At 43.2% G+C, this 13,023-nt stretch carries 11 protein-coding genes; 7 read left to right on the top strand and 4 right to left on the bottom strand.

The window, feature by feature from the left end:
- Nucleotides 1-402 precede the first annotated feature (402 nt).
- Entirely contained in the window at nucleotides 403-3,783 is a 3,381-nt protein-coding gene (locus EPX21_RS03220) for a TonB-dependent receptor (protein ID WP_134088243.1), read from the top strand.
- A gap of 95 nt (nucleotides 3,784-3,878) precedes the next feature.
- On the opposite strand, the gene EPX21_RS03215 is transcribed toward EPX21_RS03220, so the two are convergent.
- Nucleotides 3,879-4,496, bottom strand: a complete 618-nt coding sequence (locus EPX21_RS03215) for a hypothetical protein (RefSeq protein ID WP_134088242.1) — start codon at nucleotides 4,494-4,496, stop codon at nucleotides 3,879-3,881.
- A 178-nt stretch (nucleotides 4,497-4,674) separates the two neighbouring features.
- Here EPX21_RS03215 and EPX21_RS03210 point away from each other — a divergent pair, with 178 nt between their 5' ends.
- The gene (locus EPX21_RS03210; RefSeq protein ID WP_206105988.1) at nucleotides 4,675-5,937 is read left to right on the top strand and encodes an ectonucleotide pyrophosphatase/phosphodiesterase; all 1,263 of its coding nucleotides are present in this window, start codon (nucleotides 4,675-4,677) and stop codon (nucleotides 5,935-5,937) included.
- A 28-nt stretch (nucleotides 5,938-5,965) separates the two neighbouring features.
- Here EPX21_RS03210 and EPX21_RS03205 read toward each other — a convergent pair whose 3' ends face one another.
- Complete coding sequence (locus tag EPX21_RS03205) at nucleotides 5,966-6,325, bottom strand: hypothetical protein (protein ID WP_134088241.1); 360 nt, start codon at nucleotides 6,323-6,325, stop codon at nucleotides 5,966-5,968.
- A 278-nt stretch (nucleotides 6,326-6,603) separates the two neighbouring features.
- Here EPX21_RS03205 and EPX21_RS03200 point away from each other — a divergent pair, with 278 nt between their 5' ends.
- Nucleotides 6,604-6,819 (top strand): helix-turn-helix transcriptional regulator, encoded by a 216-nt coding sequence (locus EPX21_RS03200; protein ID WP_134088240.1) that lies wholly within the window; start codon nucleotides 6,604-6,606, stop codon nucleotides 6,817-6,819.
- A gap of 99 nt (nucleotides 6,820-6,918) precedes the next feature.
- Complete coding sequence (locus tag EPX21_RS03195; RefSeq protein ID WP_134088239.1) at nucleotides 6,919-8,295, top strand: exonuclease domain-containing protein; 1,377 nt, start codon at nucleotides 6,919-6,921, stop codon at nucleotides 8,293-8,295.
- A 148-nt stretch (nucleotides 8,296-8,443) separates the two neighbouring features.
- Here the strand turns inward: EPX21_RS03195 and EPX21_RS03190 are convergent, their stop codons facing one another.
- Entirely contained in the window at nucleotides 8,444-8,665 is a 222-nt protein-coding gene (locus EPX21_RS03190) for a DUF2795 domain-containing protein (protein ID WP_013666684.1), read from the bottom strand.
- A 223-nt stretch (nucleotides 8,666-8,888) separates the two neighbouring features.
- On the opposite strand from EPX21_RS03190, the gene EPX21_RS03185 reads away from it, so the two are divergent.
- Nucleotides 8,889-9,644: a Ku protein gene (locus EPX21_RS03185; RefSeq protein WP_134088238.1), complete on the top strand. Its 756-nt coding sequence runs from the start codon at nucleotides 8,889-8,891 to the stop codon at nucleotides 9,642-9,644.
- Between the two features lie 70 nt (nucleotides 9,645-9,714).
- Here the strand turns inward: EPX21_RS03185 and EPX21_RS03180 are convergent, their stop codons facing one another.
- On the bottom strand, nucleotides 9,715-10,839 hold the full coding sequence (locus tag EPX21_RS03180) for a putative sensor domain DACNV-containing protein (RefSeq protein ID WP_134088237.1): 1,125 nt from the start codon (nucleotides 10,837-10,839) through the stop codon (nucleotides 9,715-9,717).
- 85 nt (nucleotides 10,840-10,924) lie between these two features.
- Here EPX21_RS03180 and EPX21_RS03175 point away from each other — a divergent pair, with 85 nt between their 5' ends.
- Both EPX21_RS03175 and mgrA read left to right on the top strand, forming a co-directional pair.
- Nucleotides 10,925-11,830, top strand: a complete 906-nt coding sequence (locus EPX21_RS03175) for a L,D-transpeptidase (protein WP_134088236.1) — start codon at nucleotides 10,925-10,927, stop codon at nucleotides 11,828-11,830.
- Between the two features lie 115 nt (nucleotides 11,831-11,945).
- Nucleotides 11,946-12,977 carry an L-glyceraldehyde 3-phosphate reductase gene (gene mgrA / locus EPX21_RS03170; protein ID WP_134088235.1) on the top strand — a complete coding sequence of 344 codons (1,032 nt, stop codon included), beginning with the start codon at nucleotides 11,946-11,948 and terminating at the stop codon, nucleotides 12,975-12,977.
- Nucleotides 12,978-13,023 lie beyond the last annotated feature (46 nt).

Here is a 13,023-nt window from a genome sequence, read left to right as displayed (position 1 = left end):
AGTTCAAAAGATCAAGAAACAAACGTCCGTTTCTCCCATATTGCCCGAATACGACACCAAAGACATCAACTATATCCAATTTTGTTACAATGAATTGCAAAAATCGATGTCCTTGACTTTATTTTGGTCAGTAGGAAAAAAAAGTTATCCACAGCCGGACTTTAGATATAGAACAAAAATTAACCATAAAGAAACAAAAGCAGTTGATGGTTGATACATTTTTTCTGATAACTTATCGAATCAATATCGACATTTAAAAGCTCGTCCCGAATTATTAACACCCTTGTATCACGTAACATTTACTTAATATTAAATTAACACAATACTTGCTAATTATTCCTTCTATGCTATTTAATTTTGCATCGGAAAAAACAAACAAATCACTCAATCAATTCAATGCACATGAAGAAGTTTTTACTTTCTTTTATTCTGTTACTTGGGGCAATCTTTGTCCATGCGCAAGTGACAACCAGTAGTATGACGGGTACCGTGCTTCAGTCTGACGGACAGGCCTCTATAGGCGCGTCAGTAAAGGCGACACACGTACCTAGCGGTACCGTCTATGGCGGCTCAACTAATGAAAATGGACGCTTTAATTTAGCCAACATGCGGATTGGGGGGCCTTATACAGTGGAAATCACTTATATCGGTAGCCAACCTGCTAAGTACGAAAACATTATATTGCAGCTGGGTCAGCCTTACGTATTAAATGCGCAACTCACAGACGGTTTGGCCTTAGAGGAGGTGGTTATCTCGGCAACGGCCTCTACCTTAAATGCAGATAAGACCGGCGCTGGTACAAATATCAATACCCAACAGTTAACTCAGTTACCTACGATTGATCGTTCCATTACCGATTTTACCCGCTTAACACCTCAGGCAAGCGGAAACTCATTCGGTGGGAGAGACGGTCGTTATAACAATTTGCAAATTGACGGTTCGAATTTTAATAATGGCTTTGGTTTAAATGACAATGCTTTACCAGGAGGAGGAAGATCTCAACCCATTTCATTAGACGCTGTCGAGGAAATTCAAGTAAATATTGCGCCTTTCGATGTACGTCAAAGTGGTTTCACAGGTGCCGGTATTAATGCGGTAACCCGTAGCGGAACCAACCAATTCACCGGGTCTGCTTATTATTTCTTTAACAACCAAAGTTTCCAAGGACGTAAAATAGGCGATGTAGAATTAGCCGAGCCACAAGATGCTTCTACCAAAAATTTCGGAGTTAGATTGGGTGGGCCGATCATCAAAAACAAATTGTTTTTCTTTGGAAACTTCGAGCGCCAGGTAGATAAAGGGGCTAACGCATCGGGGGCCAACTTATGGAGGCCTTCCGAAAACGGGGTCGCTGATCCGACTAACAACATCGCTAGAACTACCATTGCGGATTTGGAGGCGGTTAGAAATCACTTAATTAATACTTGGGGCTACGATCCGGGTCGTTACCAAGGATATGCGAACGAAGCTAGTCAACCTAGCACTAAATTCTTGGCGCGCTTAGACTGGAATATAAGCGATAAGCATAAAATGGCCGTTCGCTATAACCAAATGATCGCCGAAGCCAACTCGCTTACCAATGGTAATTCAGGCCCTTATCCTAGAGCTGGATCGGCTTATCAACGTGTAGGGCAAAACTCTATTTCTTTTGAAAATGCGAACTATTCTACGAAAGATATTGTTAGATCAATCACCGGAGAATTGAACAGTACCTTTAATTCCACCATTTCCAATCAGTTTTTGGCTACCTATAGCCGCATTCAATCTAAACGGGAATCCCCAAGTGCAGAATTTCCGTTTGTCGATATCGGAGACGGTACTGGATACCCCAGCTCATTTAACACCTATATGAGTTTAGGCTATGAGCTTTTTAGCTATAACAATGATGTGGTTAACGACAACTACTCTTTTGTCGACAACTTGACCATTAATGCTGGTAAGCACACCATTACAGCGGGCGCAGCTTTTGAAATCCAAAAATTCGGCAACAGTTATGTTCGTTTAGGTACTTCGTATTACCGTTATAACTCTGTAGCCGATTTCTTAACCACTGGTACACCGAATGAAGTAGCTCCTATCATGTTCGGCGTCACTTATCCTTACGAGGGACAGGATCCTTATTCTAGAATCAATTATGGTTTGGCTTCTTTATATGCGCAAGACCGTTTCTCGGTTGCTGACAACTTGGATGTAACTTTTGGGTTGAGAGCAGAGCTACCGATTTACATGAACAAATTGACGCCAAACCCTTCGATCAATGCTTTAACTTTATTGGATCAGTACGGTCTGCCTAAAAACTACGATAGTGGCTCTTGGCCTAAATCGAGAATTATGCTCTCACCGCGTATTGGCTTTAACTATGACGTAAATGGCGATCGCTCCTTAGTGATCCGTGGAGGAACCGGCTTATTTACCGGTCGTGTACCTTTCGTATGGTTAACCAATATGCCGACCAATTCAGGTGTTATCCAGAATAATGTGGAACCGGGTAGCTATGAAGATGTAGCAGGCTGGATCGGAAACGTGCGGTTTAACCCTGATAAATATTACTGGGTGAATAACCCTCCTGCCGGCGGAGAAGACGTATTTATCGGAACTCCTAATGAAGGCGCTCCGGGCTCTTTCGCTTTAGTAGATCGAGATTTTAAGATGCCAAAAGTTTGGCGTACCAGTTTAGGCGCTGATTACAGTATTCCAAATACTCCTTTAGTGGCTACTGCCGACATCTTGTACACTAAAGATATCAACGCCGCATACCAATATGGCGCTAACCGAGCTATTCCAACCACACGATTGAATTATGGTTCTTCAGGAGAAGCCGGAGATTATGGAGATACCCGTTATTATTTCCCAACATCCGCAGACCGCGCTTACAACCCTCAATTCGGAGCCAACGCCGGTACTATCCTTACCAACACATCCGTGAGAGGACATGCTTTTAGCGCTACAATGGGTGTTTCTTTACCGGCGCGTAAAGGCTTCTTCGGATCTATCTATTATACCTATTCGGAAGCCAAAGAAGTTTCCGGAAATCCAGGATCAAGTGCTTCATCCGCATGGGGAGGAAGTCCTTCCATCAACAGTCCGAACGAACAACTGCTTTATAACTCCGACTTTGCTGTTCCTCATCGTGTAGTAGGTAGTATCTCGTATCGTGCGGAATATGTTAAACATCTAGCGACTACTGTGTCCTTATTCTACGATGGTTCCAGTCAAGGTCGCTTCTCCTATACGTATAACGGAGACATTAACAATGATGGTTTATCGGGTGCAGACCTGATTTATCTACCGCGTAATTCGAACGATTTGAACTTTGTTCCTTTAACCGTGACCAGCAATAGCGGAGCTGTGCTATTGACTGCGACGCCAGAAGAACAACGCGCTGCTTTCGACCAATATGTTGCGAATAACGGATTGGAAAAATATCGCGGAGAATATTTAAAGCGCAATGATTTCACCATGCCTTGGTTAAATCGTTTTGACTTACGGGTATTACAAGACATTTTTACCGATATCGGTCCACGTAGACATACCCTACAATTCAGCGTAGATATCTTTAATGTAGGTAACTTGTTAAATAAGAATTGGGGAATTGCCGAAACGTTAACGCCTGCCACCAATTTACTACGGGTTGCTAGCGTGTCGCCGGAAGGTGTACCTTCGTTTACTATGAATACCACCAGTGTAGACGGAGAAACCCAATTAGTAAGCAGCCCATTCCAAAATGCTAGTACATACAGCACCACTTGGAGGATGCAATTAGGCTTCCGTTATATATTTTAACGAATAAGCAAATAACTGATATGTAAAAGGGACGGTTTAAATGGCCGTCCCTTTTTTATGCCTAATTAGAGGCCATGAAAGACACGACCCTCTGTTTACAGGGCTTCAATTTTTTTAATACTTATCCCTCTAAAACAGTCGTCCATACAGCCATGTTCCCAGTAACCACAGGAGGAGATCATCCCTTTATTATCTACTTTAAAAAATGTATCTGCGTTATCGCGTTTTTTTAACCAGTTATTCTTTGCTTCTTCATATACTTGATCAAGTGTCCAAATCGGAGCACCACCACGATGTTTCGGGTCGTTCAAGTAAGGCTTCTGCTCCCTCCATGTTAATACTTTCAAAAGGCTATCTGCACTAGGTAAATGCCCGATATCTCCTTGATATCTCTTCGATAAACTATCAAGTATTGATTGAGCAGTTTCTAAACTCCAACCGACTGCAGGCATTGGAATATCACCAAATACCGTATAGCTAAAATTTCGTCCAGTCACTTCTCCACGGCTTACGGTGATAGCCGTTTCCCAAGCAGCACCTGCCCATGTCGCTCCACTTACCACATATCGATAGGAGTTATTACTCGATTTTTTAAAACTCCTCCAAGCTTTGTAACTTTTCTCGTAGTCATTTTCATATTCCATATCGCTCTTTGTACAAGCGAAGCAAAGGAAGGACACCAAAAAGCCAAAAAGGTAAATCTTTCTTTCCATAATAAAGCGTTTATATAGTTATTATAGAACGTGACGAAACCTAAAATAGCTACATGGAAAATTGCCGACAAAAAGCAAACTACAACAAGGTCACCGACGAATAACTAACAGTCAACAATGAAAACTAAAATAACCTATACCTTACATTAAAGTCAAGTAAAATCCCTAATATCGCAGCATGATAACACGAGTTTTTTCTTCTTTGCTTTCTATCGCGTTAGCTGTACTTTTGGCTTTACCTGCACAAGCTCAGGATACCACACAAAAGGTCGTTCCGAACCGTCAGAACGCGCCAAAACAACAGAATAAACCCTACGTTATATTGATATCTGCAGACGGCTTTCGGTATGATTATGCCGAAAAATATCGAGCGGAAAACCTGCAAACGCTGGCGTCAAAAGGAGTAAGCGCCGATGCCTTAATCCCTTCTTTTCCTTCTATTACGTTCCCCAATCATTATACCCTTGTAACGGGCATGTATCCGGCACATCATGGTTTGGTTGGAAACAACATATATGACCCGAAGCTGAACGAACGATATAGTATGTCGAACGCGAAAGCGGTAAAAAATCCAGTATGGTACGGAGGCATTCCAATCTGGACGCTTGCTGAACAGCAGCGTTTGTTAAGTGCCTCCTTTTATTGGCCAGGTTCGGAAGCGCCCATAGGAGGAATGCTTCCTTCGTATTATTACGCGTACAACGAAAAGATTCCGATTGAAAGGCGCATACAAACTGTCGTAAATTGGCTGTCCTTGCCTGCGGACAAACGGCCACATCTGATTAACTTCTATCTCCCAGAGGTCGATCACGCCGGCCATCTTTATGGACCCGATGCACCCGAAACAGAAAAAGCGGTACATTTTGTAGATTCTGCCATCAATGCGCTTAACCTGGCCGTACAGCAGACCGGACTTCCGGTAAACTTCATTTTCGTTTCCGATCACGGCATGAAAACCATTAATCGAAATGAGCCGCTTTCATTGCCTTTTCCCGTCGACACCGCTGAGATGACCGTCGTGTCTAATGGAACGCTTGTCAACATACACGTAAAGGACAAAAAGAAGACGAGATCCATTTACGAATCGATTCCGAAATCAGACAAATTCAAAGCTTATCTATGCGATGAGGTGCCTGCCAAGTACCACTATGGAAAAAAAGACGACAAATATAATCGAATAGGAGACATCCTGTTGTTTGCAAATGCTCCCTACTATTTTTCAACTAGAAAGCCAAACCCCGGCGCACACGGCTTCGATCCTTATGAAACGCCCGAGATGCAAGCCACTTTTATCGCTTGGGGCCCGGCGTTTAAAGAGGGAATCAAAATAGGCGCCTTTGAAAACATACATATCTACGCGCTATTGGCCAAGATATTGAAGCTACCTTACAAACATGCAATTGACGGAGATAGCAAGATAGCTAAGGAAGTTTTGAAGTAGCGGTATGCATAGGCTGCAAACTTTCGGGTCATTTATCTTCTTCCACGAGTTTATCGACTAAAATTTGAAGCAGTCCTTTAATGCTGTTCAATTCGTCCTTAAGCTGCTCGATAACGGGTGAGATTCCTTCGTCGGAAAGCTCTGTATCTTTGGTCATAAGACCTTGCCAAGCAACGTCCTGATCCAGTTCCAAATGCATTCCCGCTAAATCTTCAGCATTCATGGCATAAAGCGCACCGATCTGTTTGGCTTGGCGAATAGACAGCGTCTTTTCTCCCGACTCCAATTGTTCGTATTCTTTTTTTGTGATGTTTAGTTTATACGCCACATAAGCGCTGCTGTAGTCGTTGGCATAACGCAAGAATCTTAGTTTCTGATGTAATTCCATATGTTCAGTTTTGGTCAACGGTCGGCTTCGCATGAAGGTAGTACCTAGGGCAGCCGCAGGCCCTTTAGCAATCAATTTTCACGAAACAAAGGTTCCATTCATCTCCGTCACAATCCGTCACAGCTCACAATTACCGGTGTACGTCGGCTAAGCTGGTAGATCGACATGTGAACATTTGCTTTTTCTCTACAAAAATAGACAAAAAGCAACCATTTGCAAATAAATAAACTAGCTATCCGTTCTTGAATTAATTTTATGGCCAAAGGAGAACATCAAACTTGACAGAACTGGGTTTATATTTAGCGAAGCGGTCGATTAATAAGGCAGAGGTGTCCAGAAAAACGGGGTTGAGTACATACCGACTTAGTCAGCTTTCCATAAACCCTAAATCACATGTGCGCGTCGAAGAACTCTACTTGATCGCATTGGCTATCGGCGTTAAGCCCGGAGACATGTTCGAAGAATTATGTCAACATATTAAGCTCAAAAACTAGCACTAACCGTCCTATAAAATTTCTTTTTAGTCCTTTTCCGCTCCTTATTAGCCAATTTTTGCTTCACTACATGCTAACTTTTTTAGTACCTTTGTTATAATGGAGTATGCAATTGTTGATATCGAGACTACAGGTGGCCATGCGGCCGGAAACGCAATTACTGAAATTGCAATTTGGCTGCATGACGGCGTGCAGATTCACCCGGTCTATGAGACTTTGGTGAACCCCAAAGCGCATATTCCTGTCCACATCACTGCTTTAACGGGCATCAGCAACGAAATGGTAGAAAGCGCACCCACTTTTGAAGAGATCGCTCCTACAATTTACCAATTACTGGAGGACCGTATATTTGTTGCGCATAATGTCAATTTTGATTATTCGTTTATTAAACATCACTTAGCCATTTGCGGCTATACTTGGAATGCGCCTAAGCTATGCACTGTCAGATTGAGTCGTAAAATTCTGCCTGGATTCCCTTCTTACAGCTTGGGCAAACTTTGTCAGCAACTAAACATAGTGATAGAGAACAGGCACCGCGCGGGCGGGGATGCGCATGCTACTTCCACTTTATTTTCTATGTTGCTTGAAAAGGGAAGTGAGGTGGTGCAAACAATGCTTCGAAAGACATCAAAGGAGCAGACTTTACCGCCAAACTTACCAAAAGAGAACTTTGAGCAGCTACCGGCTATACCTGGAGTTTATTACTTTAAAGATCAAAAGGGAAAAGTTATCTATGTCGGCAAAGCGAAACACATTAAAAAGCGAGTCGCGGCGCATTTTTCAGGTCAGAATCCCAATCCACAGCGTCAAAACTTTATGCGGAGCATTTATAGTATTGATTTTACTGCTTGCGGAACGGAATTAATGGCTTTATTATTGGAAGCTATAGAAATCAAAAGGTTGTGGCCAGAAAATAACCGCGCCCTCAAACGTTTTGAACCTAAATACGGACTATATACTTACGAAGATCAAAAAGGTTATATCCGTTTGGCTATCAATAAGCATCAACGGTTCCAAGCGGCTGTGTGCAGCTTCGGAAATTTGAGTGAAGCTCATCTCCATCTAAACAAATTGATCCGTGAACATCGACTGTGCCCCAAGCTGTGTGCGATACAAAGGGTGAAAGGGGCTTGCTTATACTATACAAATGACAATTGCTCGGGAGCCTGTGTAGGCGAAGAGGATAAGGATACTTATAACAAACGGGTGGGAGCGGCCCTGGCTAATCTGGAACAGGAGCTCCCTTCCTTCGCTCTTGTTGATAAAGGCAGATCGGATGATGAACAAAGTTGTATTTGGGTAGAGAAAGGAAAGTTGTATGGCATGGGATATATTGCCTACGAAAGCAATATCACCTTGAAGGAGGCCAAAGGCACCTTAACGCGCTACCCGGCCAACGATTACATGATGCAACTGATTATGCACCATGCCAGCGACTACCCTCAAAGGGTGCATTGGTTTAGTTCAAGGCCTTAACAAGGCGTCGTTCCTATATATTCAATAAATCAGTTTGCAGAAATTACTATGTTAGGTTGGCACAAGGTTCATGTGATTGACACTGACAGAATGGCCGAAAAAATAAGAGGCGCCGAGATCATTGTTGAATTCGGCGCCTTATAAAACCTTAGTATTCATCTTCATTGAAAAGGAAATCGTCTTTAGTAGGATAATCAGGCCATACCTCCTCGATACTTTCGTAGGCCTCACCATCGTCTTCCATCTCATTCAGATTCTCCAACACGCCTTCTGGTGCACCGGAACGAATAGCGTAATCAATTAATTCATCCTTTGTTGCTGGCCATGGTGCATCTTCTAGATGCGAAGCCAATTCTAATGTCCAATACATAATTCTTCCTTAATTCTTTTATACAAAAAATTTTGTCATAAAATCAAAACGCACTAAACAAAAACTGAACCAAACGAGACCTAAATGCGTTTTTTCTGACATACCTCAAAAATATTGGCCCGAATATAAGATTTTGGATACAATTTTAAAAGCTTTATTACTAACAAACTTAACACAATTTCGGCTGTTATTCCCGTGTAATAAGATTGTAATAAACGAGCATATGAGAGCTATTTGGACGGGCGCTATCGGTTTCGGACTGGTTAATATACCGGTTAAATTATTTAGTGCAACGGAACAAAGTCGCTTGGACTTTGACATGTTGGATCGTAAGGACCATTCGCGAGTCCGCTACCAGCGGGTTAACGAAAATACGGGCAAAGAGGTTCCTTGGGACAATATTGTAAAGGGATATATGTTGAACGACAATTACGTGATATTGGAAGATACCGACTTTGAAGAGGCCAGTCCCGAAAAAAACAAGATGATCAATATCCAGTCATTCGTAAAAGAAAAAGAGGTGGACAGCATGTATTTTGAAGCACCCTATTACATAGAACCACAAAAGGGTGGACAAAAAGCGTATCATTTATTAGTAAAAGCATTAGAAAAAGCAGGTATGGTAGGCTTGGCTACTTTCGTCATGCGTGCAGGAGAGAACCTTTGCATGATCCGCGCGAAGGGTAACTTACTTATTCTGAACAAGCTTCGCTTCGAACAGGAAATTCGATCGCCCGAAGAATTGAACATACCTGACAACATCAAACTCACCAAAGCGGAAATTGATATGGCTTTGGAGCTCGTAAATCGACATAGTAGTTCCTTTGATGTGTCTGCATATAAAGACGAATACACAAATGAATTGCTAAAAATCATTAAAGAGCGAGCGAAAGGTAAACGGCCAAAAGTACGTAAGATGAAGGTTAAAGCTACGCAAACTAACGACTTGCTAGAAAAGCTGAAAGCAAGTTTAGGGTGACGCAGAACGCTTAACTAATTGAGCGGGGAATAAACATAAAACTTAATACGTACAACCTATAACTTAACACCTACAACAGTAAGGCATCAATGCGATGCGCTTGAACCATTTGTAGGGACTCGGACCAGCTAAAAACGGTAAACAATCCGTCTTGCGAGGCTACTAAAGCGGTTGCTTCCTTTTGGTCGTGCACAAACTGCGCAGCAGCCAAATGGCGTGTCCCGCCGATTTTTACCGGATCAACTAGCTCCGCTTCCTGTCCTACTACCGGCTCTGTGATCAATACCTTCGGTACGGGCGCATGGCTAGCCCTGCGTGCCACTTTAGCGCCAAAAGCCAATAATTCGTAGTTGGTATTAAGGATAGTAGCCCCGTCTATTGCGGTAAATCCGCCTATCACATCGATGCTTTTCAAAATATCTTCCCGTAAGGTATCTTCCTGATTTTTTGCTACTAAATCAGCCAGCACACGGTATACCGGATTAATAGAGTACCCAATAGGTTGTACGATGGACTCCTTCCATACGTCCTGATTGGATGGAACTAGCAGTAACAGTCCCCCCCGCGCGTGTCTACGCATGGCAACCGCAAGCTCCACCAGCATGTTGACTGTATGATCGATAACAGTACGCGAAGGCATGCCTAAAAGAGAGGCCAGCAGTTGGGGATACCCTGTCAGCTCCAAATTGCGCTCGTCAATCATTTTAATCTGATCGCCTTTCAGTACAGCAATATTGACAAACTTGCCATAGCCCCCGTGTCTTTTATGTTTTACAACCAATAAGCCTGGCTCAATCACTTCCAACACCAAGCACCAATCCGGAATATCATGCGTGGTCCCCCAGATCATGAGGTTATTTCCTTCATACCAAACGCCTAAGTGAATGCTAGGTTGAATAACCGCAGGAGATAGTTTCACTAAGTTGTAAGGCGTAAAACGTACCGGGTTCGCAAAACGTATAGGATGCGATACGGTGCCGGGCGCCATCAAAGCAATCGAAATTTTGGGCGAGTAGCCCTCCTCACGCCGTAAGCTTGCCCAAAAAGCGGAATCAATAATCGACTCGATAATATTAGCCTTTGGGAAATAGGCGTTCCCCGTCACGTTTATCTGACCCGCCACTTGTTCGGCAAAATACTGCTCCAATGTTCCAGAAATCATTTTGGCGGCGAGATATGTACTTTCGGAAATCATACCCAAACTTAGCTAATTTTGCCTAAAAACACTTCACACAATTTCGTAAGCACGCTGTTATTCTTTTAAACAAAGTACAACAACTATGATAAGAACGCTTTTTCATTGGATCTTTGTATCCTCATTTTGCGTATTACTATTTGCGTGCAACGAAGATAGGAAGCCAAACCACCAAGCCGAAACCAATAAACCCGAACATAAAGTACCCGAGATCGATCTCTATTCCGGTAAGTATAAAAGTTTTGCAGTAAAGGGCAATGATACCGCACTGAGAAGTTTTAAGAAACGATACACTGCTCAACAACAACATGTCATTTTAGCCTTAAACCGCATTGATTTCGATAATTTCAGCCGCGTAGATTCGCTGGTCGTTCCTGACTCGGTATGGACAGATGTCAACAGTTATACACCTTTTCCATTAAAGCTAAAAGACCTCAGACCTGTGGATAAAATGGTGTTTTTTGCGTATCCCATTCAGGCATTCGCTGCTTATGAACATGGTCAACTGGTACGATGGGGACCCAGCAGCATGGGCAGTAAAGCTCACCCCACGAAAACCGGACTTTCTTTTGCGAACTGGAAGGCGGAGGAACATGTAAGCACCGCCGACGATGAGTGGCTCCTTCGGTGGAATTTCAATATCAGGAATAAGGAAGGTATCGGTTGGCATCAATATACCATGCCAGGCTATCCTGCGTCTCATTCCTGCTTACGCCTATTGGAACAGGATGCCAGATGGCTCTATGACTGGGCTGAACAATGGATTGTAGAAAAAGATCAGCATGTTTTGGCCAACGGCACCCCGGTAATCGTTTTCGGCGCATATGATTACGAGGCACCAAAACCTTGGTTGAAATTGCTCGAAGATCCGGATGCAAACAAAATAACGGAGGAAGAACTCGTCAAAGAATTTAAACCGCATCTGGAAAAAATAGTGCAAGAGCAAGAAAAAAGAAAACAGTTGGTTTCCGCTGAACGGGATTCATTATAGCAAAATACCGAACAGTATAGCGTATGCTAATTTTATTATGAGCGGCCGTTCGCGCGCTATTTTATCAGACAAATTATATCTTTAGCACCTGTACTATACTTAATATATTAGCCTTATGAATTGGACTCCTAATCCCGATCGATATGATCGGATGATCTATAACAGCTGTGGACGGAGTGGTCTTAAACTGCCCGCTATATCCTTAGGTTTATGGCATAATTTCGGTGACGACACTCCACATAAGACGAAAAGAGCCATTTGTCAAACCGCCTTCGATCTCGGCATTACGCACTTTGACCTTGCTAATAATTACGGACCTCCTCCCGGAAGCGCTGAACTCGCTTTTGGAAGGATTTTAAGGGAAGATTTTACCGGGCTACGCGATGAATTGATTATTTCTTCCAAAGCGGGTTACGATATGTGGCCCGGCCCTTATGGGGAATGGGGCAGCCGAAAGTATTTGATTGCGAGTTGCGATCAAAGCCTAAAGCGCATGGGCTTGGAATACGTTGATATTTTCTATTCACATCGCTTTGACCCGAACACACCGTTAGAGGAAACCATGATGGCACTCGACCATATTGTACGTTCGGGCAGGGCCCTTTATGCAGGGATTTCGTCTTATAATGCCCAAAGAACGCGTGAAGCGGCTGCCATATTACGCGAACTCGGCACGCCATGCCTTATCCACCAACCAAGCTATTCGCTCCTGAACCGATGGATTGAAGGAGACGGATTACTTCAGGCCTTGGATGATACCGGCATGGGATCCATTGTCTTTTCGCCTTTGGCGCAGGGAATGCTCACCACCAAATACTTACAGGCGATACCCGAAGATAGTCGGGCCAGCCAGCATAAATCGTTGAATCCGGATTTCTTAAGTGAACAGAATTTGGCTAATATTAAATCACTCAATGATATTGCTGCGGCACGCGGACAGACATTGGCGCAAATGGCGATCGCTTGGGTGCTAAGGAAAAAGGAGGTGACATCGGCTTTAATAGGTGCGAGCAAGCCGGAACAGGTAGTGGATTGCGTTGGCGCAATCGATAACTTGCATTTTACAGAGGAAGAACTTCAACAAATTGATCGATTTGCTCAAGACGGCGCTGTTAACCTTTGGGCTAAATCAGCTGAACTGGAATAAGGCCTTCTTTTTATGCGAAACCGAAAATTTTTGCGGCCCTCCACAT

The sequence above is a fragment of the Olivibacter sp. XZL3 genome, from assembly GCF_004368405.1.
Lineage (GTDB): Bacteria > Bacteroidota > Bacteroidia > Sphingobacteriales > Sphingobacteriaceae > Olivibacter.
Note: the sequence above shows the minus strand (reverse complement) of the source record. Positions and strands in the feature narration are given on the sequence as shown.